20 protein-coding genes and 1 pseudogene are annotated in these 21770 nt (G+C 72.9%); 8 read left to right on the top strand and 13 right to left on the bottom strand.

The window, feature by feature from the left end; all coding sequences use genetic code 11:
* The 3 genes and pseudogenes from ADK86_RS45120 to ADK86_RS37730 all read left to right on the top strand — a co-directional run.
* Nucleotides 1–480, top strand: a pseudogene (locus tag ADK86_RS45120) (alpha/beta hydrolase); the annotation flags it as partial.
* A gap of 849 nt (nt 481–1329) precedes the next feature.
* Nucleotides 1330–1581, top strand: coding sequence for a hypothetical protein (locus tag ADK86_RS37735; RefSeq protein ID WP_030603531.1), 252 nt, complete (start codon nt 1330–1332; stop codon nt 1579–1581).
* 14 nt (nt 1582–1595) lie between these two features.
* Complete coding sequence (locus ADK86_RS37730) at nt 1596–2765, top strand: SPFH domain-containing protein (protein WP_053700690.1); 1170 nt, start codon at nt 1596–1598, stop codon at nt 2763–2765.
* Nucleotides 2766–2917: 152 nt separating this feature from the next.
* On the opposite strand, the gene ADK86_RS37725 is transcribed toward ADK86_RS37730, so the two are convergent.
* The 4 genes from ADK86_RS37725 to ADK86_RS37710 all read right to left on the bottom strand — a co-directional run bounded on the left by ADK86_RS37725 (nt 2918) and on the right by ADK86_RS37710 (nt 6378).
* On the bottom strand, nt 2918–3568 hold the full coding sequence (locus ADK86_RS37725) for a class I SAM-dependent DNA methyltransferase (RefSeq protein WP_053700689.1): 651 nt from the start codon (nt 3566–3568) through the stop codon (nt 2918–2920).
* Nucleotides 3534–4337: a PIG-L family deacetylase gene (locus ADK86_RS37720; protein ID WP_053700688.1), complete on the bottom strand. Its 804-nt coding sequence runs from the start codon at nt 4335–4337 to the stop codon at nt 3534–3536. The genes ADK86_RS37725 and ADK86_RS37720 overlap by 35 nt, the downstream gene beginning before the upstream one ends.
* Nucleotides 4334–5071, bottom strand: coding sequence for a GNAT family N-acetyltransferase (locus tag ADK86_RS37715; protein WP_053700687.1), 738 nt, complete (start codon nt 5069–5071; stop codon nt 4334–4336). The genes ADK86_RS37720 and ADK86_RS37715 overlap by 4 nt, the downstream gene beginning before the upstream one ends.
* An 89-nt stretch (nt 5072–5160) precedes the next feature.
* The gene (locus ADK86_RS37710; protein ID WP_053700686.1) at nt 5161–6378 is read right to left on the bottom strand and encodes a macrolide family glycosyltransferase; all 1218 of its coding nucleotides are present in this window, start codon (nt 6376–6378) and stop codon (nt 5161–5163) included.
* A 98-nt stretch (nt 6379–6476) separates the two neighbouring features.
* Between ADK86_RS37710 and ADK86_RS37705 the strand changes: the two genes are divergently transcribed.
* Both ADK86_RS37705 and ADK86_RS37700 read left to right on the top strand, forming a co-directional pair.
* Nucleotides 6477–7076, top strand: a complete 600-nt coding sequence (locus ADK86_RS37705; protein WP_053700685.1) for a hypothetical protein — start codon at nt 6477–6479, stop codon at nt 7074–7076.
* Nucleotides 7067–8227, top strand: coding sequence for a beta-ketoacyl synthase N-terminal-like domain-containing protein (locus tag ADK86_RS37700; protein WP_053700684.1), 1161 nt, complete (start codon nt 7067–7069; stop codon nt 8225–8227). Before ADK86_RS37705 ends, ADK86_RS37700 begins: the two co-directional genes overlap by 10 nt.
* A gap of 70 nt (nt 8228–8297) precedes the next feature.
* Here the strand turns inward: ADK86_RS37700 and ADK86_RS37695 are convergent, their stop codons facing one another.
* The 7 genes from ADK86_RS37695 to fabF form a co-directional block, all read right to left on the bottom strand.
* Nucleotides 8298–9734, bottom strand: coding sequence for a class I adenylate-forming enzyme family protein (locus ADK86_RS37695; RefSeq protein WP_053700683.1), 1437 nt, complete (start codon nt 9732–9734; stop codon nt 8298–8300).
* A 27-nt stretch (nt 9735–9761) separates the two neighbouring features.
* Nucleotides 9762–10223, bottom strand: a complete 462-nt coding sequence (locus ADK86_RS37690; RefSeq protein ID WP_053700682.1) for an FAS1-like dehydratase domain-containing protein — start codon at nt 10221–10223, stop codon at nt 9762–9764.
* On the bottom strand, nt 10220–11245 hold the full coding sequence (speB, locus tag ADK86_RS37685; protein WP_053700681.1) for an agmatinase: 1026 nt from the start codon (nt 11243–11245) through the stop codon (nt 10220–10222). The genes ADK86_RS37690 and speB overlap by 4 nt, the downstream gene beginning before the upstream one ends.
* A 1-nt stretch (nt 11246) precedes the next feature.
* On the bottom strand, nt 11247–12017 hold the full coding sequence (gene fabI, locus ADK86_RS37680) for an enoyl-ACP reductase FabI (RefSeq protein ID WP_053700680.1): 771 nt from the start codon (nt 12015–12017) through the stop codon (nt 11247–11249).
* An 85-nt stretch (nt 12018–12102) separates the two neighbouring features.
* Nucleotides 12103–12189 (bottom strand): class III lanthipeptide, encoded by an 87-nt coding sequence (locus ADK86_RS45865; protein WP_191094851.1) that lies wholly within the window; start codon nt 12187–12189, stop codon nt 12103–12105.
* Between the two features lie 67 nt (nt 12190–12256).
* Nucleotides 12257–14887 carry a class III lanthionine synthetase LanKC gene (gene lanKC / locus ADK86_RS37675; RefSeq protein WP_053700679.1) on the bottom strand — a complete coding sequence of 877 codons (2631 nt, stop codon included), beginning with the start codon at nt 14885–14887 and terminating at the stop codon, nt 12257–12259.
* On the bottom strand, nt 14884–16227 hold the full coding sequence (gene fabF, locus ADK86_RS37670) for a beta-ketoacyl-ACP synthase II (RefSeq protein WP_053700678.1): 1344 nt from the start codon (nt 16225–16227) through the stop codon (nt 14884–14886). Before fabF ends, lanKC begins: the two co-directional genes overlap by 4 nt.
* 287 nt (nt 16228–16514) lie before the next feature.
* Here fabF and ADK86_RS37665 point away from each other — a divergent pair, with 287 nt between their 5' ends.
* The 3 genes from ADK86_RS37665 to ADK86_RS37655 all read left to right on the top strand — a co-directional run bounded on the left by ADK86_RS37665 (nt 16515) and on the right by ADK86_RS37655 (nt 19133).
* Nucleotides 16515–17504 carry a ribonucleotide-diphosphate reductase subunit beta gene (locus ADK86_RS37665; RefSeq protein ID WP_053700677.1) on the top strand — a complete coding sequence of 330 codons (990 nt, stop codon included), beginning with the start codon at nt 16515–16517 and terminating at the stop codon, nt 17502–17504.
* A gap of 70 nt (nt 17505–17574) precedes the next feature.
* Nucleotides 17575–17820, top strand: coding sequence for an acyl carrier protein (locus ADK86_RS37660; protein WP_003981564.1), 246 nt, complete (start codon nt 17575–17577; stop codon nt 17818–17820).
* Between the two features lie 83 nt (nt 17821–17903).
* Complete coding sequence (locus tag ADK86_RS37655) at nt 17904–19133, top strand: cytochrome P450 (protein ID WP_053700676.1); 1230 nt, start codon at nt 17904–17906, stop codon at nt 19131–19133.
* 87 nt (nt 19134–19220) lie between these two features.
* Here ADK86_RS37655 and ADK86_RS37650 read toward each other — a convergent pair whose 3' ends face one another.
* Both ADK86_RS37650 and ADK86_RS37645 read right to left on the bottom strand, forming a co-directional pair.
* Nucleotides 19221–20819 carry an MFS transporter gene (locus ADK86_RS37650; protein WP_199834547.1) on the bottom strand — a complete coding sequence of 533 codons (1599 nt, stop codon included), beginning with the start codon at nt 20817–20819 and terminating at the stop codon, nt 19221–19223.
* Nucleotides 20816–21718 carry an ACP S-malonyltransferase gene (locus ADK86_RS37645; protein ID WP_053700675.1) on the bottom strand — a complete coding sequence of 301 codons (903 nt, stop codon included), beginning with the start codon at nt 21716–21718 and terminating at the stop codon, nt 20816–20818. Before ADK86_RS37645 ends, ADK86_RS37650 begins: the two co-directional genes overlap by 4 nt.
* Nucleotides 21719–21770: the final 52 nt, after the last annotated feature.

The raw sequence follows: 21770 nt of genomic DNA, 5'->3' as shown, positions 1-21770 counted from the left end.
GGGCGGGCGCTGGATCTACGGCGGGTCGGGGTGTACGGGCATTCGGCAGGCGGAACCGCTGCGGCCCAGGCGATGTACGAGGACCGGCGTATCGGGGCGGCCGTCAATTGGGAGGGCTTCCTCGACCAAGCGCCGGGGGCGTCCGGGCGGCCCGGAGAGCTGTTGCCGGTGGCTCGGTACGGGGTGGATCGGCCGCTGCTCCTGGTGGGTACGGACGGGTTCCCCGGGCGGGAGGAGTTGCGGCGGTCCTGGTCGGCCGTACGAGCCCATTCGGGCGGACGTGTGCGGCAGCGGCGGTTCGCGGACGCCGCGCACTGGGTGTTCACGGATTACGCCGCGATGGTGCCGCAGTTGCAGGCTGCCGGGCTGATGACGGATGAGGCTCGGAGGGGGTTGGTGGGCAGCGTGGCGCCGGAGGTGTCGGTTCCGGAGGTACGGCGTGGTGTGCGGGGGTTCTTTGAGAGGTGGCGGCTGGGGTGATGGTGAGCCGGGGGCTGGTGAGTCAGGGGAGATGCCCGGGGGGTGGTGAGCTGGGGGGATAAGCCGGAGGGCGTCGGCGGTCCCAACCCCGCCCGATGAGCGAGGCGTTGCCGCACGGCCCCAGCGCTTCCGGTGATCGAAGCCTTGCCGGTGGGCCCGAAAGAACCCAGCGAGCGCGCTTCTGGTGGGCCCAACCGTACCCAGTAAGCGGGCTGGCGGGGGGCCAAAGCGCTTCCGGTGAACGCCGCGTTCCTGGTGAGCGCAATCGTTCACGGTGAGCCCAACCGTTCACGGTAAGCGCCGTGTTTCCGGTGAGCACAACCGCCTACGGTGAACGCCGCGTTCCCGATAAGCACAGCCGCCTACGGTGAGCGCGGCATTACCGGTCAGCCCAAGCGAGACCGCTGCTCGGGCGAATTGCCGCTGCTCAAAAGCGCAACCGGGGATCGGAAGTGTCGCCGGAGACCGCGAGCGTAACCGGTGTGCGGTAGCGCTACCGAAAACGGCGAACGTAACCAGCGGTCGGAAGCCCTGCCGAAGACCGCGAACGTAACCAGCGGTCGAAAGCCCTGCCGGAAACCGCGAGCATAACCAGTAATCCGAAGCGCTATCGGAGACCTCGAACGTAACCAGCGCTAGCGAGAGCCACCGCCAACCGGAAGCGGACACCGGTAACCCCCACCCCCACCCCAAACCCCCCGAAATCGCCCCAGGATGCCCAACCCTCCCCCCCCCACCCCCAAAGTCAGAATCAAGTCAAGATCCCACCCCCGCCCCCGATCAGCATGGGCGAGCACCCCACACCGGGCTAAGGTCGAAGGACGTGGGAACGGGGAGGGGGCGGTCTCGGTGGTTTCGGATGAGGCTGTGGTCGGGTGTGCCGGGGAGTTGGTGCTTGGGACCCGGGGGGCGGCTGGGGCCGGTGAGGTTCTGGTGCGGGTCAGGGGTGGTACGGAGACGTTTTTGGCCTGGTCCGCCGAGCCGCTGGCCCGCGGGACGCGCGTCCTGGTGGTCACCTCGCGGGGCGGCCGGCAGGTCGATGTGATCGAGTGGGCCGATCCATTGGACGCGTTGGCCGGTGACGCCGGCGACGCCGGTTGAGGAGACGACGAAAGATGTTCGGTTACCGCGTTCCCGCCCCCGACGAGGCGATGCTGATATCGGGTGGCAGGCGTGGGCTCGGGGGTGCGCCGTTCCGTGTCGTGACCGGTCACGGGAAATTCGTGTTGCCGATTTTCCGCAAGACGCGCTTCTTGACGCTGGCGATGTGCGAGTCGGAGGTCGTCGAGACCTGTGTGACGCGGCAGGGCATCGCGCTGACGGTACGTGCCGTGATCGCGTTCAAGGTCGGCAACGACGTCGAGAGCATCGTCAACGCCGGTCAGCGCTTCCTCTCCGACCAGGACCAGATGTCGGTGCTGACCGGCCGGATCTTCGCCGGGCACCTGCGGTCCATCATCGGGTCGATGACGGTCGAGGAGATCGTCACCGAGCGGCAGAAGCTGGCCACCGAGGTGCTGGACACCTCCAAGGCCGAGATGGCGAAGATCGGGCTGCACGTGGACTCGTTGCAGATCCAGTCGATCGACGACGGGGACACCGGTTACATCGAGGCCATGTCGGCCCCGCACAAGGCGGCGATCCAGCGGCAGGCGCAGATCGCGCAGGCGCAGGCGACGCAGGCCGCGGCCGAGGCGGAGCAGGAGGCGGCGCGCAAGCAGGCCGAGTACGCGCGGCAGACCGCCGTCGTACAGGCGCAGTACAACGCCGAGGTGGACCGCGCGCAGGCCCAGGCCGCGCAGGCGGGCCCGCTGGCGGAGGCGCACGCGCAGCAGGAGGTGCTGGACGCGAAGACCGAACTTGCCGAGCGGGCGGCCCAGTTGCGGCAGCAGCAGCTGGTGGCGGAGGTCGTCAAGCCGGCCGAGGCGGACGCGGAGCGTATCCGGGTGCTCGCCATGGCCGAGGCCGAGCGGATGAAGATCCAGGCGGAGGCGGCCGCCTCGTACGACCGGGTGGCGCTGGACCGGATGCTGATCGACCAGCTGCCGCAGATCGTCAAGGAGGCTTCGGCCGGTCTCTCCGGCGCGAACGTGAACGTGCTGAACGGTACGGACGGGCTCGGCGAGATCGCCGCCGGGCTGGTGGGCCAGGGGCTGACGATCCTGGATTCCGTACGGCGCAACCTGGGCGCCACTGGAGAGGGCGCCTCCGGGGACGGTACGGACGGCCGCAAGGCCCGCGGTGACAGCGCGGAGCGGCACGGCGGACGCGTCGAGATCGAGTAGATCAAGTAGCCAGCGAGAAGGTGGCACGGGCGTGTGGCGCCGCTTCCGAAGCCGCCTCACCCACCCGTGAGGCGGCTGTGCCGCCCCTTCACGTCAGCGTGCGGTGCCGCTTCCGAAGCCGCCTCACCCCCCGTGAGGCGGCTGTGCCCCCTTCACATCACCCGTTGGAAAAGATCCAAGCGGTACGAGTTGCCGTGCCGGTGGCAGGTCCGGCCCTCGATCGGCCGCAGGTCCGCCCGGTCGCGGAAGACCTTGTGCACCCCGTGGCCGGTCACAATCTCCGCGGCGGCTTCCGTGGCGGGCGCGGTGCCGGGCTCGTCATGGACCCAGTGCGCCAGCAGTACATGCCCGCCCGGCCGGAGCAGGGCGGCGATCCGCGCGGCGGTCAGATCGAGGTCGGGGCCCGAGAGGTAGTAACCGACCTCGGACATCACGATGAGGTCCAGCGGGTCCGCCAGGTGGGCCGGGAGGCTCTTGGCGTCCAGTTCGCCGGGGACGCGGAGGGTACCGAAGGTGAGGTGGGGCAGGTCGGCGCAGTGCTGCCGGGCTTGTTCGACCGCGGCGGCGGAGCAGTCCGTGGCCAGCAGCTGGTCGCAGTGCGGCGCCAGCAGCCGGGTGAGGGCGCCGACGCCGCAGCCGATCTCCAGGGCCGAGCGGAAGCGTCCGGCGGGCAGCAGGGACGCCGTGTCGGCGAACTTCTCCTGTTCGTACGGCTTGTGGAGGGTTCCCCACGGGTCGGGCTTGGAACGGTAGACCTTGTCGAAGTGTTCAGCCGACACCGATGTGCGGGGGCTGCCCGGCATGACGGTTCCCTTCTCCGTTGTCGAGGGTGGCGGGGACCGCTTCCCAAATGAGTTCTGCCTGGAGCGGGCCCGGCCGCCGCAGGAACGGCCCGTGGCCGACCGCCACCGGCGCCAGCTGCGAGGTGTAGCTCAGGACCGCCGCCCGTTTCGCCGCCCATTCGCGCTCGTCCAGCCGGATGTCGTGGGCCACGCGCAGCTCGTACGCGGCGGACAGGTCGCGGTAGGCGCCGCCGTACTTGTCGGAACCGGCGAGCCGCTCGACCGCCGCGTCCGTGCCCCACTTGCGGACGCCGCCGGTGTAGGGCAGGTCCGCGTAGACGTACGGAGCCAGGCCGGGGCGTCCGGCCAGCGCCGCGAGGGCCTGGTCGCGTACGGCGGTGTGGTCGGGCTGGTTGGTGCCGAGGGGGACCAGCACTCTGGTCTGCGGGGGAAGTGCGGTCAGGAAGTCGGCCAGCCCCGCCAGGTCGCCCGCCTCACGGTACGGACTGTCGGGGTTCGGAAGGATCATCTGCTCGGCGCCGAGCAGTGCGCAGGCCCGGGCGTCCTCGGCCAGGCGTGCGCGGTACGCCTCTTCCGGCGTGGCGAAGCCGCAGCCCGCGTCCCACCAGGAGATCCGGCCCGCCGCCGGGGCGCCGCCGTGGACGGTGACCACGGCGGTGGGCCCGGCGGTACGGCCGAGGTATCCGGCGACGGACAGCGCGGCGTCGTCGAAGTGCGGCGAGAGGACCACGGTCGTCCAGCGCGGACCGCGGCCAGGGGTGGCGGTCACGGCTGGGCAGACGGTTCGGCGGGCTGCCCGGCAGCGTCCGCCGCGGTGACCGAGGCTCCGGCAGCGTCCGCCGCGGCGACCGAGGCGAGCAGCAGGCCCGCCGACGTCTTGCCGGTGGGGCTGGTGATGTACTCGGCGAGCAGGCGGCGTGCCTCGGCCTTGTCGGCCTCGGGGATGGTGTCGGGGAGGACGAAGGTCGGGTCGGTGCGCTTGAGTTCCTCGACCGCCGCGTAGTACTCGTGCCGCAGCAGGCCCCACACGGCGCCGTCGTGGTGGCGGCCGTCGAGGTAGAAGTACTCGCGCAGGATGCCTTCGAGGGTGAAGCCGACGCCGGTCACCAGGCGCATCACGTTCTTGTTGTAGAGCGCGGTGGTGAACGTCACCCGGTGGGCGTTGCGTGCGTGGAAGAGGTGGTCGATGAGCAGGTCGAACGCCTCGGCGCCGAAGCCGCGGCGCCACAGTTCGGGGTCGCCGATCGCGCCGCCGAGCACATAGCCGCCGACCGGGCCCTGTGCCTTGTAGTGCACGGCGCCCACGGTCCGGTCCTCGCCGTCGCGCACCGCGAACTGCCGCAGCCCGCCGGTGTGGTCGAGCTTGCGGAAGTCCTCGGCGGTGACCACGTCCCCTTCGGTGGCGGCCATCACGGCGGCGGCCGAGTCGGGGCCGAACCACTGTGCCATCAGCTCGTAGTCCTGGTCGGCGGGGCGTTCGAGCCGGACGAGTTTGCCCTGCATCAGTTCTCCGTTCCGGTCCCGAGCGAGGACCGTGGTCGCGGTGCTGTGGTGGCGGTGATGTTGTGGCGGTGCTGTGGTGGTGGGCCCGGTCAGCCCGTACGGACGGTGGTCGCCGCGGGCCCGGTGGTGGCCGCGGGCCCGGCGCCGGCCATCAGGGCCTCGATGCGGTCGGCGGCTTCGGCCGCTCCCCCGGCCCCGCGCACCTCGTCCCGCATGCGGGCGACCCGGGACCGGATGCCGCCGTCGGTCATGACGCGGGTCAGGGCGGTGCGCAGTGTGGCCGCGTCCAGGTGGTCGCGGTCCAGGCGTACGCCGAGGCCGAGAGCGTCGATGCGTTCGGCGACGGCGGTCTGTTCCTGGGTCTGCGGTACGGCCACCATGGGAGTGCCGTGCAGCAGAGCCTCCATGGTGGAGCCCATGCCGGCGTGAGTGACGAAGGAGTCGGCGTGACGCAGTACGTCGAGCTGGGGTACGTGCGGGTGGGCCTCGACATTTTCGGGGAGCGGGCCGATGGCGGCGCGGTCCATGCCCGGCCCGTACGCCATGACGACCTGCCAGGGCTGCGATGCGACCGCCTCGCCGCACATCCGGAAGAACTCGGGCCAGTCGTAGCAGGCCGTGCCGAGGGCGATCAGCAGGACCGGGCGGCCGTCCCCGGCCGGGCGCCAGCTGCCCTGGAAGCCGCGGTCGCCGGCGCACGGGCCGACGAAGGCGAACCGCTCGTCGAAGGTCTCGCCGTGGTACTGGAACGCGCGCGGCAGGAAGACCAGCCGCAGGTCCTCGGTGTGGCCGAGGAAGTCGGTCACCGAGCAGCCGGACAGGTCGTGGGCGGCCAGGAACCGGGTCAGCTCCCGGGCGAAGCGCAGGACTCCGGGGTGCAGCGGGTTGTCGGCCAGGAACTCGGCCTCCAGCGAGAAGTGCTCGTTGGAGACGAACGAGGGCCACATCTCCGCGGCCGGCAGCCGCCACTTCGCGGCGAGCACCCGGCCCGCCCAGGCGATCCCGTCGTACGCGATCACCTCGGGCCGGTCGGTCGCCCAGGCGTTCTCCAGCACGTCCAGCGTGGCCCTGGCCTCGCGCAGGAAGTCCATGGGGGAGATGTCCAGGCCGTCTTCGGTGAGCGCGTCGTCCACCGGGTTGCGGTAGACGACGGGTTCGGCGCCCGCGGCCCGTACGGCGGGCGCGAACGCCTCGGTGACGGCGTAGGAGACCCGGTGGCCGCGCCGGACGAGTTCCGCGACGAGGCCGAGTGTCGGGTTCACATGGCCGTGCCAGGCGATGGAGACGAAGCCGATGTGGCGCGGCAAGGCGCCCTCCCCCGTAGACGACGTTGTTGACAAAATTTGACTACAGATTCAGCATATTCGACAACTCATGACTGGCGGTAGAGGGGCGGGGCGGCCGGATGGCGACAGCGGAGACGGGCCGGGCGGGCACCGGGCCCGACAGCGGCCGGCAGCCGGGCGCCGTGCGTCACGGAGTCGGCCTGGCGGCCACCGACGCCGGTCAACTGGCCGCAGCAGCAGAGGGGTTCGGAACGGCTGACTTCACCGCCGCTCCCGAAGCGCACGCCAAGCCGGTGGACGCGGTCACCTGGGCGCTGCGGACCGCCTTCGAGGCCCTGCCCGAGGCCGTACGGGCCACCGCCCCGCTGTACGTCCTGTGCGGCGCGTACAGCTCGTGGGCCGCCCGCCACTTCGTACGGCGCTGCCACGACACCGAACGTCGACTGCGGCCGTCGGACTCCATCGGCCTGGAGACCTCCGAGCTGGTCCGCCCCTACACCACCGCGTCCGGGCACCGCGGGGGCTGCTACCTCCTCGCGCCGCTGCCGGTGGACGCACAGCGCCCGGAGCGGGCCGGGGACGCGCCGCGCCCGCCCTGGCCCCTGGCCGCCATGCCGGGACCGGCCGTCCACCTGGACCTCTTCGTCTCACCCGGCGACGGCCAGCGCCCGGTGCACTGCCTCGCCGTCGCGACCGCCTGGAGCGTCACATGCCCGTGAACGATCCCGTGAGCAACCCCGTCAACGACATCGTCATCAGCGGCCTCGGGCTGGTCACCCCCTTCGGCACGGGCGTCGCGCCCTACTGGCGGGGGCTGCTCGAAGGCCGCTCGGCGCTGCGTCCGGCCCGGCGTTTCAAGGCGCCGTCCTATCGGGGCGAGCCGGTGGGCGAGGTGCCCGGACCGGACCCCGCGGCCGGGACGCCCCGTAAGAGCGCCTACGCACGGGCCGCCGTCGTGGAGGCCGTGGAGGCCGCCGGGCTGCCGGGCGTGCCGCGGGACGCCCTGGTGATCCTCGTCGGCCAGGCACCGGATGCGGGCCCGGAAACCGGCGCCGACTCCGCCTCCGAGCAGGAGTTCCTGGGCCCCGACCCGTCCGGCACCCTCGGCCCCGCCTTCGCGCCCGGCCGCGCCCTGCACCTCTCGCACGCCTGCGCCTCGGCCGTCTTCGCCGTCGGCTTCGCCCGCGAGGCCCTGCGCGCGGGCGTCGCGCCGGTCGCCGTGGTGGCGGGCTCGTCGGTCCTCAACCGGTACGAGTACGCCAGCATGGACGTCGTACGGGCCGTGGGCCGCGACGCCGCCCGGCCGTTCGACGCCGGGCGGGCGGGTATCTCGCTCGGTGAGGGCGGGGGCGCGGTCGTGCTGGAGACGGCCGGGCACGCCCGGTCGCGGGGTCACGTGGCCGATCTCGTGGTCGCCGGTGCGGCCTGCCGGGTGGCCGGGGCCAAGGCCGCCGCGTCGGACGCGGAGCTGATCGGCGCGTGCATGCGCGACGCGCTGGAGGACGCCGCGGTGGACGGGCTGGACCATGTGCACGCCCACGCGACCGGCACCGCCCAGGGTGACGCCGCCGAACTCGCGGCCATCGAGGCCCTCGCCGCCGAAACCGGCGCTTCTGCTCTGCCCGTGAGTTCGCACAAGGGCGCCATCGGCCACCTGCTGCACATCTCGGGAGCCCCGGCGCTGGCCGCCGCCGCGCTGACCCTGCGTACCGGTACGGTCCCGCCGACCGCCGGGCTGGCGTCCGCGGAGGACACGGACCGGGTGGTGCTGCCCACGGCGCCGCTGCGGCTGCCGTCGGCCCGTACCGCCGCCGTGAACAGCTTCGGGTTCGGGGGGAACAACGCCTCGCTGATCCTGCGGCTGGCCTGAACAGGCGGTACTGGCAAGGGGGTTGACGAGACGAGCCGGCGGGCGGGACGCGATGTCCCGCCCGCCTGCCTCAGCCTTCCAGCCCCACCATCCCCCGCAACGCCCCCGCGTCCACCTTCCCGTTCGGCGAGAGGGGGAAGCTCTCCACCACGTGGACCGCGTTGGGCTGCTCATACTCCGCCAGGTGTGTGGCCAGCCGGCGCCGCCACTCGGCAGGGGCGCCGCCCTCCGGGTCCGCCACCACGAAGTGCAGCGCGCTGCCGCGTCGGCTGTCCTCCACCGCCAGCACCTTCACCTGCCGCCCGGCGGCCTCCGCCTTGCGCTCCAGGCTCTCCGGGTAGAGCGTGAAGCCCAGCCGGTGCACCGCCTGGTTGCGGCCGACCACGTGCAGGTTGCCCGCCTCGTCGAAGCGGCCGAGGTCGGCGGTCGGGTACCAGGTCGTGTGGCGTACGGGCGTGAGCGTGCCGTCCTCCAGGAGGTAGCCCTCCATCAGGCCCGGGGAGTCCACCTCGATCTCACCGAGTTCGCCGGGGGCGGCCTCCCGGCCGTCCGGGGTGACCACCCGTATCCGTACGCCGGGCAGCGGACGGCCGCAGCCGGTCGGCGCCTCGGGCGTGGCCAGCGCTACGTTGCCCAGCTCGCTGAGGCCGTAGCCGTCCAGCAGCGGGCGGCCCATGGCGGCCGGGAAGGCTTCGGCGAGCGGGGCGGGCAGCGGGGCGCCGCCCACGCCCCAGATCCGCACCCCGGCGAGGGCCGAGCGCAGTTCCGGGCGGCGGCGGACGACGCCGAGCAGCGAGTGGTACGTGGACGGGGCGGCGTCCACGGCCGTGACGCCGTGCGCGGCGGCCTGGCCGACGGCGATGTCCAGCCGCTGGTAGGGGGTGACGACCAGGGTGCAGCGGGCCAGCCACCACAGCAGGACGACGGACAGGCCGTACTGGTGGGAGAAGGGCAGCAGCGGGGCGAGCACGTCGTCGGCGCGGTAGCCCATGGCCTGGATGGTGCGCAGCGTGTTGTCGTGCACCGCGGGTCCCGACTTCACGATGCCTTTGGGGCGGCCGGTGGTGCCGGAGGACCACAGCACCACGGCGTCCGGGCGGGCGAGCCAGGCGGTGAGGTCGACCTCACCGGACGGGGGCGCGGTGTCCGCGCCGAGGCCGGGGTAGCCGAGCACCCGGTCGGCGGGGAAGGCGGGGTCGGCGGTGCCGTCGGTGAGCAGCCAGCGGGCGCGGGCCTGGCGGGCGGTGGCCCGGCCGTCGGCGGCGGACTGGCGGTGGTCGACCGGTACGAGCGAGGTGTCCAGGTGCATCAGGGCGAGCAGCGCCACGACGTAGTCGACGCAGTTGTCGCCCTTGACCAGGACCCGGTCGCCGGGACTGATGCCGCGGTCGCGCAGGACCCGGGCGGCGGCCAGCACCCGGCCGGTGAGGTCCGGCCCCGAAAGGCCGCCCTCGGCCGCGCCGACGAGCCGGGGGGCGGGGACGGGGGGCGCCATCGTTTCGGTCATGCGGAGATCCGCTCCCATGAGTTGGAGTCAGCTTTTGTCATCGTTGCCGCGGCGGTCCGGCAGCAGCAGGGTGGAGGTCACGGTGCTCACCGGTGATCCGTCGGCGGCCCGGAACGCGCTCTCCAGTACCACGACCTCGCGGCCCGCGCGCCGGGACGCGTCCTTCAGCCGTACGGTCACCAGCAGTTCGTCCCCGGCGTAGGCGGGGCGGTGGTGCACGAAGCGCTCCTCGCGGTGGATCGTGCCCGCGCCGTCGGCGGGGGCGCCGAGATCGCGCAGCAGCCGTTCCTCGGCGCGGATCGCGAGGACGGCGAGGTAGGTCGGCGGGGCGAGGACGTCCGGGTGGCCCAGGGCACGGGCCGCCGCGGGGTCCGTGTGCGCGGGGTCGGCGGTGCCCACGGCCGCGGCGAACTCGCGGATCTTCTCGCGCTCGACCACGTACGGGCCGAAGACGGCCCGGCGGCCGTCCTCCTCCCCCGGCACGCTCATCTGCCGCCGCCCAGGCCGTCCCGCCGCAGCAGCGGAACCGTCGGGTCCCAGGTCGTGCCTTCTCCGGCGTCGCGCCGGCGGCGGGCGATGCCGGACAGCGCCTCCAGGACGATCCGGTTGCCCAGGTACGCGGTGATGTCGGCGTGGTCGTACGGCGGCGCCACCTCGACCACCTCTACGCCGACGATTGGCAGTTCGTAGGCCGCCCGGCGCACCGCGTCCAGCAGCTGCCGCGAGGTCAGGCCGCCCGGCTCGGGGGTGCCGGTGCCCGGTGCCTGGCCCGGGTCGACCACGTCCACGTCGACGGAGAGGTACACGCCGTCGCAGTCGTCCATGGCGGTGGCGAACGCCTCCGCCAGGCAGGTGTCGAAGCCGCGGGCGGAGATCTCGCTCATCTCGTACGAGCGCATGCCCTGCTCGGCCATCCAGCGCAGCGTCTCCGGGCCGGGCCAGTAGCCGCGCAGCCCCATCTGGAGGAAGCGGTCGCCGCGTACCGCGCCGGACTCGATGAGCTGGCGCATCGGCTTGCCGTGCCCGTAGAGCGGGCCGTCCTCCACCTCGCCGGTGTCGGCGTGCGCGTCGAAGTGCAGCATCGAGACGCGCCCGAAGCCGTGGTGGCGGGCGACGGCGCGCATGTCGGGCAGCGCGATGGTGTGGTCGCCGCCGAGCACGACCGGGATCGCGCCGAGCCCGGCGGTCATCCGTACCGCCCCCTCCACGGTACGGATGCTCTGCTCGATGTCGCCGGAGTAGCAGGGCACGTCCCCGGCGTCGTAGACCTTCAGCTCGGTCAGCGGGTCCACGCCGAGTGCGAGGCTGCGGCGGGCGCCGTTGTGCGGCAGGTAGCAGGCTTGGCGGATGGCGGCCGGGCCGAAGCGGGCGCCGGGCCGGTGCGAGGTGCCGCCGTCGAAGGGGGCACCGAGGATGATCACGTCCGCGTCCGCGGGCGGATCGTCCAGGTCCAGGCGCGGTACGCCGAGGAAGGTGATGTCCGGGCCGAAGGCCGATCCGAGGTGGTGCACGTCAGCTTCCGATCATGTGGTGGCCGCCGTCGGCGTGCACGATCTCGCCGGTGGTGGCGGGCAGCCAGTCCGAGAGCAGGGCCAGACAGGTGCGGGCCACCGGCTCGGCGTCCGCGGGGTCCCAGCCCAGCGGGGCACGCGTCGCCCACTCCTTCTCGAAGGCCGGGCCGTCGCCGCCGATGCCGCGGGCGGCCAGGGTGCGCAGCGGGCCCGCCGCGACGAGGTTGACCCGGACGTTCTCGGGGCCGAGGTCCCTCGCCAGGTAGCGGGAGCATGCCTCCAGCCCGGCCTTGGCCACGCCCATCCAGTCGTAGCCGGGCCAGGCGCGCGAGGCGTCGAAGTCCAGGCCCACGATGGAGGCGCCGGGCGCCAGCAGCGGGCGGCAGGCGGTGGCCAGGGCGGTGAGGGAGTACGTCGAGGTGTGCAGGGCAGCGGACACGTCGGCCCACGGCGCCGTCAGGAAGCCGCCGTCGAGGCAACTGGCGGAGGCGTGGGCGACGGAGTGCAGGACGCCGTCGATGCCGTCGAGGTGCGCGCCCACGCGGTCGGCGAGGGTGGCGAGCTGGTCCGCGTCGGTGACGTCGAGTTCGACCACCGGGGGCTCGTCGGGCAGCCGGCGGGCGAGTCGCTGGACGAGGGTGGGCCGCCCGTACGCGGTCAGTACGATCCGCGCGCCCTGCTGCTGAGCCAGCCGCGCCACGGCGTAGGCGATGGAACTTTCGCTGATCACACCGGTGATGACCAGCCTCTTGCCGTCGAGCAGGCCGCTCATCCGGGCTCCTCACAGATGGTTCGGGAAATGAGTTGAGCTCCGGTGCCCGCCCGCGGGCGGGCACCGGAGCTGGCGCTCAGCGCGTTCAGCAGTGGCTGCTGACGGTGCTGGAGACGCGCGCGGCCTCCTCGGCGGGGACCTCGAGGCCCTGCAGGTCGAGAACGATCGACATGGTGTTTCCTCCTCTCCACTGACTCGGTGTTCGGTTTTTCCGGTCGGCCTGGGGGCCGGCCGGAAGCTCAGGGGGCGCGGTGGTCCGCGCCGGTGCGCCGGCCGCCCCGCGGGGCCAGGAAGGGCAGGAAGTCCCGCCTCCCGTCCAGGGCCGCGGTCAGGGCCAGCAGGATTCCCGGCCCGCCGGTGGCCAGGTCCATCGAGACCCGGCGCAACTGATCGCCCGGGAAGGCGAGATGGCCGTGGTAGGACAGTGCGTGCCAGTGCAGCCGCGTCAGGTGGCGCTCGACGCCGAGGCCCTGCTCCGGCTGCGGGTCGCGGGCCCTTAGCGCGGCGAGCGTGGCCAGCAGACCCGCCCGGCCGCCGAACAGGTTCGGCTCGATGGTGAACTCCGGCTCCGCGGCGCGGACCAGCAGCGGCAGTGCCTCCGCCAGCCGTGCGTCGGCGCGGTGGGCGAGCACCTCGTCGGCGACGAGGGCGATGCCCGCGGTGCCCACCTCCAGGTAGGGCAGCTGACGGAACCCGCCGTCCACCTGGAGCGAACCGTCCTCGCCGGTGGCGCACAGGTCGAGGTCGTGGTGCAGCGCCCGTACGGCCAGGTCGAGGTACGCCGTGTCGGACGTGTCCTCGTACAGCCGCAGGAAGAACAGGGCCGCTCCCGACCAGCCGCGCAGCAGTCCGGCCCGGCTGCCCCGGCCGGGGCCCGCGGCGATGCCCGGGGCGGTCCCGGCCGTGACGGCGGCGGCCGTCCGCTCCGCCAGGCCGAGGGCCTGGTCGCGGTGGTCGCCGCTGCCCGTGCGAGCGGCGAAGTCCAGCAGGTTCAGGCCCGCGCCCGCCATGCCGCGGAAGAGACTCACCTCGGCCATCGCGTCCGTGGCCGTCCGGCAGCCGTCGAGCAGGCGCCCGGCGGCCTCCAGGTGGCCGAAGCCCGCGAGCACGTGGGCGATGCCGTGCGCTCCGTCGTAGAAGCCGGGCCGCTGCGGCCGGTCGCGTTCGACGGCGTCCAGCAGCCACTGCTCGTACTCGGGGAAGCGGCCGGCTCCGGCGGTGTCCAGCGCCCACAGGACGCCTGCGGCGCCGTAGGCGAAGTTGAGGCCGTCCGTCGTGAACTGCCGTACGTCGCCCGGGAAGAGCCGGTCGGCGCGCTGCGGCGTGGCGGACAGCAGGACCGCCTCGGCCAGCGACTTGCGTGCGGCGGCCCAGTTGGGCAGCGAGGTGTCCAGGCGGACGCCCAGCGGTTCGCGGAGCGCCGCGGGCACCCGGTTCATGGCCGCCTCGCCGGGCGCGAGTTCGCGGCGGAGCGCGTCCAGGGAGCCGGCCGGCAGGGCGAACCTGCGCTCGGCCACGTCCACGTACGCCGCCGCGCGGCCCGGGTCCAGTTCGTTGAGCCCGGTGAGCGGGAAGAGCAGCCACAGGCGCAGGGCGGCCAGCGCGTGCCGGTCGATGCCGTAGCCGGTGCGCCCGGTGCCGGCGAAGCCGGGGTGGCCCATGCCGAGCCGGTCCGCCTCCGCGACGGGGACGCACAGTTCGAAGTCGACCAGCGCGACCTCGTCGGCACCGTCCGTTTCGGTCACGAGGATGTTCGCCGGGTGGAGGTCGCCGAAGACCATGCCGCGCTCGTGCACCCGGGCGACCAGGGCTTCGATGCGGTCGGCCAGGGCCTGCGCCCGGCGTACGTACGCGCTCAGCGCGGCGGGCTCGGGGCGTGCCTTGGTCAGCGGGTAGTGCCGGGCCAGCCAGCCCTGGAGAGTGTCGCCCTCCAGGTGCTGCACGGACAGGAAGTGGTGTTCCCACACCACGCGGTGCTCGTACAGGGCCGGGATGCCGGGCAGGCCGGCGAGGTGTTCCATGGCCCGGCGCTCGCGGTCCAGCCGGGCGACCGCGTCCAGGCCGAGGCCGTCCAGTCCGGCGTTCGGACGGGCCTCCTTGAGGACCACCTTGCGGCCTTCGGTGTCGCGGGCCTGGTAGACGCCGCCGCCGTTGGAGAAGTGCAGGGCGCGCTCGACCTTGTACGGGAAGTCCGACGCGGAGCCGCCCGCCTGGCGGGCGGCGAGCTGTTCGGCGAGGAAGCCGGGCAGCTCGACCCACTCGGGCACCTCGAAGACCGGGCGGCGGCGGTCGGGGACCAGCGTGCCGTCGGGGCGTTCGATGGCGGGTACGGCGGTGCCGTCGTCGTCGGTGCAGTAGCGGGTGACGAAGCCGCCGTAGCGTACGTGCAGCGGACCGGCGCCCCACCGCAGGTCGGTGAGGATGTACGGACCGGCCGTGCCGTCCAGGCGCTGCCCCAGCTCGACGAGGGTGCGGTGCAGCTGCTCCTCGTCGGACGGGTAGATCGTCACGAGCTTGCCGCTGGACGAACGCGGGGCGTACTTGAGGCTGTGGGTGGTCAGGACGTCCACGCCGCGCAGGAACTTGAACGGCAGGCCGTTGGCGGTGCAGTAGTCCCAGGCGGTGTCCACGACGTGCCGCGCGTTGTCCGGCAGGCCGGAGATGTGGATCTTCCAGCCCTGCTGCGGCAGGGCGTGGCCGAGCGGCGTGTGGACGATCCACACGTCCATCTCGCGGCGCTCCCAGCCGGCGGGGGCGGGGGCGTGGGTCTGCGCGAAGGCGTGGGAGTCGTCGGCGGTGTGGCGGCCGGCGATGTCGTAGAAGACCGGGTCGGCCTGGCAGAACGCCTCGGGCTGCGGTCCGGTGGTCATCGGCCCTCCTCCTTCGGCTCCCGGTCCTGACGGCCCGCGGTGTCCGCGGCGCCGGGCCAGGCGCGGACGACGAGGACGGCGTTGTGCCCGCCGAACCCGAACGAGTTGCTGAGCACCGCGCGGACCGCGTGCTCACGGGCCTTGTGCGGTACGTAGTCGAGCGTGGTGTCCTCGGGGTCGTCGCAGTTGACCGTCGGCGGCACCAGGCCGGTGCGGATCGTCTGGACGGCGGCGATCAGCTCCACGGCACCGGCCGCGCCGATCATGTGGCCGGTCATCGACTTGAGCGAGCTGATGGGCACCCGCGGGGCGTGGCCGCCGAGGACGGCGTGGATCGCGGCGCTCTCGATGCGGTCGTTGAGCTGGGTGCTGGTGCCGTGGGCCGAGACGTGGTCGATGTCCTCGGGGCGAAGGCCGGCGTCGGCGAGCGCGTCGGACATCGCCTGCCGGGCGGCCAGGCCGTCGGGGTGCGGGTGGGTCGAGTGGTAGGCGTCGGTGGTGGCGCCGTACCCGGCCACCTCGGCCAGGATCGTGGCGCCGCGGCGCACCGCGTGCCCGGCCTCCTCCAGGACGACGATGCCGGCGCCCGCGCCCATCACGAAGCCGTCGCGCTGCCGGTCGAAGGGCCGGCTGACCAGGTGCGGGTCGTCGTCGCGGCGGGAGAGCGCCCCGGCGTTGGCGGCGGCGCCCAGGTCGAGCGGGTTGACCGCGTCGTCCGCGCCGCCGGCGATCGCGACGTCGGCGTAGCCGTGCCGGATCATGCGCAGCGCGTCGCCGACGCAGGTCGCGCCGGTGGCGCAGGCGGTGACGGTGGCGCCGGAGGCGCCGCGGGCCCCGAAGCGGGCGGCGATCTCGCCGGCCGCGCTGTCCAGGGAACCGCCGGAGGCGAGGTAGGGCGTCATCCGGCGGCGGCCGTGGTCGCGCAGGTCGTGGATGGCCGTGCGCATCAGCTGGCCGGGGCCGTAGCCCGAGCCGACCAGGACGGCCGTACGGGTGGCGAGTTCCTCGCCGATCGTCAGCCCGGCCTGGTCCATCGCCTGGAGGGCGGCGGCGAGCCCGAACTGCGCGAAGCGGTCCAGGCGCCGGCTCACCTTGTTCGGCATGTACGGCTTGGGGTCGAAGCCCACCACCTCACCGGCGAACCGGGTGGGCAGGGCGTCCACGTCGTAGCGCGTGATGGGGCGGATGCCGCTCTGCCCCGCGGTGGCCGCGGCCCAGAACTCCTCGACGGTGTGGCCGATCGGGGAGATGGTGCCGCAGCCGGTGATCACCACGCGGCGCTCCGCGCCGGCGGGCCGGGTCAGGTCCTGCGTCCGTGCCGCGTCCTGCGTCGGTGCCATGGTCCCGCCTCCCTTCCGTTCGCGTACGTCGTGGGTGTTCCGGTGGTGGGGCGCGGGGCCCCGGTGCCGCGGACGGGGGCGGCCGTCCGTCCGGCCCGCCGTCGTCCCGTCCTGGCGACGACGAAAGATTGACACACCCTCGACTCGAGAGTCAAGAAACATGACTGACGACTTTCAGCAGCCCGCGAGGGAGTCAACCTCTCGCGTTGACTGCGCACGGAGATTGCTGTTCACTACCGGACTTATGGGAAGTCATGAACTTGACTCACTAGTCACGGAGTTTTGATATGCCGCGCTGGAGCACCCTGCTGCTCGACGACGCCAAGCTCGCCGAGATGCCCCGCCTGCCCCTGGACGACGTACTCCGGCACGCGGACCTCGTCACCGAGCAGCAGCCGCACCCCCAGGCGCTCTACGAGCGCTGGGAGAAGCAGCAGTGGTCCGCCCAGGCCATCGAACTGGAGCCGGACCGCGAGGACTTCGACAAGCGGCTGCCGCGCTCCGCGCGCAAGGCGATCGAGGAGTCCATCGCCACCTTCATCATCGGCGAGTACACCGGCCTGGACCTGCTCGGCCCCATCCTCACCGGCGCCCCCGAGGAGCGCGACCACCTCTACCTCGGCACCCAGATCGCCGACGAGACCCGGCACACCCAGCTGATGCTGCGCCTCGGCGAGGAACTGCTCGGCCTGGATTCCGACCCCAAGCGGATGCTCGTCCAGGCGTGGAACATGGTCACCCCGCCGCACCGGGACCTCAGCCGCCTGGAGACCGAGGTCATCCGCGAACTCCAGGAACACCCCTCGGACTACCGGCGCTGGCTGCGCGCCGTGGCGCTCTTCCACCTGATCACCGAGGGCGTGCTCGCCCTGGTCGGCCAGCGCGCCATCGTCAACTCGCTGCACGGTATCCCGCTGCTGGCCGGGGTGAAGGCCGGCTTCACCGCGATGGCCCGCGACGAGTCCCGGCACGTCAGCTTCGGCCTGCACGCCCTGCGCATCGGGATCAAGGAGGGCTACGGCGACGACATCCGCGAGGTCATCGAGCAGGCCGCGCCGATCGCCCTGAACATCGAGGAGGGCGGCCAGGTCGACGACGCCCCGCAGGGGCTGACCATGAAGCAGCTCGGCATCGAGAGCCTGTACCGGCAGCTCCGCCTCATCGGCATCGAGCGGAAGTTCGCGGACCACGTCGTGGCGCTGTCCATGCCCAAGCCGGCCGCCACCGAAGACACCGAGGACACCGAGACCTCCGGGACCGCGGCCCCGCACTCCTGACCCGCCCGGACGCGCCCGCGCGCCCACCGCACCCCTGAGCCACACCCCACACCACAGAGAGGTAACCACCATGACGCGTGAAGAGATCATCGCCGGACTCGCCGAGATCCTCAACGAGGTCGCCGACGTCGAACCCGCCGAGGTGAGCGAGGAGAAGGCTTTCATCGAGGACCTGGACGTCGACTCGCTGGCCATGGTCGAGGTCATCGTCGCCGTCGAGGAGCGCTTCGGCGTCAGCCTCCCCGAGGAGGAGCTGAAGGAGCTGCGCCTGGTCTCCGACATCGTGCTCCGCGTCGAGAAGCAGCTGACGGCCTGAGCGCCGCGGCGGCCCGCACCAGACCGGTGCGCCCCGCCCCTGCCCCCGAAGGGGCGGGGCGCACCTTCCAGCCAGGAGGCACCATGAGCGACCCGGCCGCGGTACGCCGGGCCCTGCGCGCGCTGTTCAGTCCGCTGGGCTGCCCCGATCCGTATCCGCACTACGCGGTGCTGCGGGAGCACGGGCCGGTCTCCCGGCTGCCGGACGGCACCGTCGTCGTCAGCCGGCACGCCGACTGCGACCGCGTGCTGCGCGATCCGCTCTTCCGGGTCGAGGACGACGCGTACCTCGCCCGTACCTGGCCCGAGGGCCGCGACCACCTCAGCGTCTTCTCCCTGATGGGCGAGATGGTCAACCAGAACTCGCCGCACCACGAGCGGCTGCGCCGCCTGGTGGGCCGCGCCTTCACCCCGCGCCGGGTGGCCGGGCTGCGGCCCGCGGTGGAGAAGCTGGTCGAGGGCCTGCTGGACGGTCTCGCCGAACGGGCCGCCGGGGGCGCCCCGGTGGACCTGATGGAGCACTTCGCGCTGCCGCTGCCGATCACCGTCATCGGCGAACTGCTCGGCATCCCCGAGGAGGACCGCGCCTGGTTCGCGCCGCGCGTGCAGGCCGTCACCTCCGCGATCGAGCAGAACCTCGCCGGGGAGGCGCTGGAGCGCGCGGACGAGGCCACCGCGGAGCTGTGGGACCGGCTCGGCGCGCTGGCCGCCCGGCGCCAGGAGGACCCGCGCACCGATCTGATCAGCACGCTCATCGCGGTACGCGAGGAGGACGGCGACCGGCTCACCCGGCGCGAACTGCTCGCCAACCTGGTGCTGCTGTACTCCGCCGGCTACGAGACCACCAGCAATCTCATCGGCAACGGCACGGCCGTCCTGCTGGACCGCCCGGACCTGCTCGCGCGGCTGCGCGGCGAGCCGGAGCGGATCGACGCCTGGGTCGAGGAGATGCTGCGCTTCGACCCGCCCATCCAGATCGCCTCCCGCTGGGCGGGCGAGGACACCGAGCTGGGCGGGGTGGCCGTGGCGCAGGGCTCCCAGGTGGTGGCCCTGCTCGCGAGCGCCAACCGCGATCCTGCGCGCCACGGGGACCCGGACGCCTTCCGGCCGGACCGGGCGCCGGGCGGCTCGCTCACCTTCGGCGCGGGCGCCCACTACTGCCTGGGCGCCGCGCTGGCCCGCCTGGAGGCGGCCATCGCCTTCCCCCGGCTGCTGGCCCGCTTCCCGTCGATCGCGCACGCGGGCACCGGGGCGCCGCGCAACCGTATGACATCCCTGCGCGGCTACGCCGAACTGCCCCTGCTCCTGTCGTGAACGCCTCCCGCCCGAAAACACGGCACCGCCGTACGGGGAACGGTCTCGCCCGTACGGCGGTGGAGCGGGGGCCGCGCGGTGCGGCCCCTAGGAGGACTTGGCCTTCTTCTCGCGCGGCCAGATCGTGTACGACCAGGACCAGATCGTGTCGATGACCCAGATGGTCAGCCAGATGCGGCTGATCCACACCAGCGGACCGCGGTGCTCGTCGGGCACCTCGTCGGCGGTGAACTGCCACACGATCCAGTTGGACTTCAGCGCCCACAGGATCACGTTCCCCACGAGGAACGCCGCCGTGTGGATGAGCCAGTCCCGCCGCTCCTTGCGGGCGTGCTCCTTCGGCGAGAGGGCTCCGTCCTTCGACGGCGCCGCGGTGTCCTGCTTCTCCATGTCCATGGCTGTGCGGTCCTCTTCCTCGGGTGGGTTATCGGTCGGTGCGGTGACGGCGGCCGGGGCCCCCGTCCCGCCGGTCTCGGGCTGTACGGTTCGCGCCCGTACCGTCTCGGGCAGCTTCAGTACGCGGATGGCGTACGGCACGACGACGGCCCCCACGACCGACCCGCCCGCCGCCACACAGCAGGCGGTGACCCAGCCCAGCTGCTCGTAGACGACGCCCATCAGCGCGGGTCCGACGACGACGCCGGACAGCCGCGCGCTCTCGTACAGGCCCATCCCCCGGCCGACGCGCTTGCCGGCGGCGGCCGCGACGGTGGCCTGTTCCACCGGGATCTGTGCGGCGAAGCAGGCGGCGGCCACCGCCCACAGGACCGCGACGGCGACCGGGGTGGCCACGAAGCCGAGCCCGGCCGCGAACAGGGCGCTCGCCAGGAAGGCGATGACCATGGTCCGCGTGCGGCCGAGCCGGTCGGTGAGGTGGTGGGTGTGTTCGGGCAGCAGGATGAACACCACGAAACCGGGCGCGAAGACCATGGCAATCTCGTTGGGCGTCAGCCCGAGGTCGCCTTGCAGGCGCAGCAGCAGGAGCATCCACAGCCCGGCCTCGGCGGCGGCCGTCACGGCGGACACCACCATCAGGGGGAGGAGCCGCAGGCGGGTCCTGCGGTCCCGTAGCGCGTCTTCGTTGTCGTCGGTGTCGTCGTCGGCCGCGTCCGGGACCGCCTCCCGGCTGCCCGTCCCCTTGAGCAGCGCGGCCGTCGCCCATACGCAGGCCGCGCAGCCCAGCCAGAACAGCAGCGGATAGCCGCCGCGTTCCAGCAGGGAGAACGCCACCAGGTAGCCGATGAAGGCTCCCTGGCCCTCGGCCGACAGCAATTTGCCGTAAGCGCTGGTGTGGTTGGTGGCCCGCCGGCCGGTCCACGCGCGCAGGCCGACCCAGAACAGCGCGCCGCCCGCACCGCCCACACCCGACGCGACGAAGGCCAGGGGCAGGTTGTCGGCGAGGGCGTACCCGGCGAAGGACAGGGCGTACAGGAACGCGCCAGCGGCGGCGACCCGCCGCTGGTCGAAGCGGTCCGACAGTTCCCCGGCGAGCGGCCGTACGATCAGGGAGAGCACCGCCTCGACGGCGACGAGCGCGCCGACCACCGAGGCACCCGCCTTCAGCGTCGATCCGGCCCACAGCGGCAGCAGGAAGTCCAGCACCTCGGCGGGAGCGCTGGCGAACATGGCCGCCGAGAGCACCCGGCGGCCGGCCGGGGTGCCCAGGGCGTCGGTGGGCGCGCTCACGCTTCGAGCGCCATCTTCGGCGTGATCACCTTGGTGGGGAAGGAGTTGTTGGTGATCCGGGCGAACATGTTGCGCGGGCCCGGGATCCACACCTCGTCCACCTCCGCCGTCCGCAGGCCGCGCAGGATCGTCGCCCAGTGCACCGGCGTCGTCCAGCCGTCCAGCAGGTCCTGCTTGATCTCCTCGGCGTCGGTGAGCAGCCGCCCGTCCACGTCGGAGACGACCGGGATGTGCGCGGTGCGCCACTCGACGGTGCCGTACGCCTCGTCGTGCAGCCGGGTGCGCAGCCCGGCGACGGCGGAGCAGTGCTCGGCCCGGTTCATCGTGTAGAAGGGGAAACCGCCTTCCTCGCGGACCCGTTGCTCGAAGCGTTCCAGGGTGCTCAGCGTCGCGGAGACGGCGTGCACCTCCTCGTCGAGTACCACCGACAGCTCGGCCCACTCACCGCGCTCGTGCACCTCGGCCACCAGCTGCTGCACTTTCCCGTGCGGCAGCCGGTAGAAGAAGTGGCAGCCCAGCGGCTCGTCGAGGGTGTCGAAGTAGTCCGTCTCGACGGCGACGCTGCGGCGGATCAGCCGCAGCGCGTCCGGGTAGCTGAGGGCGCCCGCCCACACCGCCGCCATGAACGCGCCGAAGCTCTGCCCGCCGCAGGCGGCCGGGCGGGCGCCGTGCTTCTCCTCGGCCCAGTCGGCGAGCGCCAGGGTCAGCGCCATGAACCCGGCCTCGAACACTTCCCATTCGTAGATCGACGCCTCGCGGTAGGCGTCCGCGAGGCAGTAGCCGAGGACCTCGTCGGCCTCGGCGAAGCGTCGTTTGGCGTGTTCGTTGGTGGTCACGAAAGGGCTGATGGCGTCGAACCGGGTGGGAATGAGCCCGGGGAAGAAGAGCGCGACGGGCATGCGGCGTCCTGTTCTGCTGGTCTCGACGAGTCGGTCGGTCTCGGCGAGTCGG

Source organism: Streptomyces sp. NRRL F-5755 (assembly GCF_001279365.1).
GTDB lineage: Bacteria > Actinomycetota > Actinomycetes > Streptomycetales > Streptomycetaceae > Streptomyces > Streptomyces rimosus.
Note: the sequence above shows the minus strand (reverse complement) of the source record. Positions and strands in the feature narration are given on the sequence as shown.

What these genes read in the sequence shown, in the direction of transcription:
- ADK86_RS37725 (WP_053700689.1), bottom strand. Translation starts at nt 3,568, where the DNA reads ATGCCGGGCAGCCCCCGCACATCGGTGTCGGCTGAACACTTCGACAAG.
- ADK86_RS37695 (WP_053700683.1), bottom strand. Translation starts at nt 9,734, where the DNA reads ATGACCGAAACGATGGCGCCCCCCGTCCCCGCCCCCCGGCTCGTCGGC.
- ADK86_RS37730 (WP_053700690.1), top strand. Translation starts at nt 1,596, where the DNA reads ATGTTCGGTTACCGCGTTCCCGCCCCCGACGAGGCGATGCTGATATCG.
- ADK86_RS37655 (WP_053700676.1), top strand. Translation starts at nt 17,904, where the DNA reads ATGAGCGACCCGGCCGCGGTACGCCGGGCCCTGCGCGCGCTGTTCAGT.
- ADK86_RS37715 (WP_053700687.1), bottom strand. Translation starts at nt 5,071, where the DNA reads ATGCAGGGCAAACTCGTCCGGCTCGAACGCCCCGCCGACCAGGACTAC.
- ADK86_RS37700 (WP_053700684.1), top strand. Translation starts at nt 7,067, where the DNA reads ATGCCCGTGAACGATCCCGTGAGCAACCCCGTCAACGACATCGTCATC.
- ADK86_RS37660 (WP_003981564.1), top strand. Translation starts at nt 17,575, where the DNA reads ATGACGCGTGAAGAGATCATCGCCGGACTCGCCGAGATCCTCAACGAG.
- ADK86_RS37645 (WP_053700675.1), bottom strand. Translation starts at nt 21,718, where the DNA reads ATGCCCGTCGCGCTCTTCTTCCCCGGGCTCATTCCCACCCGGTTCGAC.
- fabF (WP_053700678.1), bottom strand. Translation starts at nt 16,227, where the DNA reads ATGGCACCGACGCAGGACGCGGCACGGACGCAGGACCTGACCCGGCCC.
- lanKC (WP_053700679.1), bottom strand. Translation starts at nt 14,887, where the DNA reads ATGACCACCGGACCGCAGCCCGAGGCGTTCTGCCAGGCCGACCCGGTC.
- fabI (WP_053700680.1), bottom strand. Translation starts at nt 12,017, where the DNA reads ATGAGCGGCCTGCTCGACGGCAAGAGGCTGGTCATCACCGGTGTGATC.
- ADK86_RS45865 (WP_191094851.1), bottom strand. Translation starts at nt 12,189, where the DNA reads ATGTCGATCGTTCTCGACCTGCAGGGCCTCGAGGTCCCCGCCGAGGAG.
- ADK86_RS37690 (WP_053700682.1), bottom strand. Translation starts at nt 10,223, where the DNA reads ATGAGCGTGCCGGGGGAGGAGGACGGCCGCCGGGCCGTCTTCGGCCCG.
- ADK86_RS37705 (WP_053700685.1), top strand. Translation starts at nt 6,477, where the DNA reads ATGGCGACAGCGGAGACGGGCCGGGCGGGCACCGGGCCCGACAGCGGC.
- ADK86_RS37665 (WP_053700677.1), top strand. Translation starts at nt 16,515, where the DNA reads ATGCCGCGCTGGAGCACCCTGCTGCTCGACGACGCCAAGCTCGCCGAG.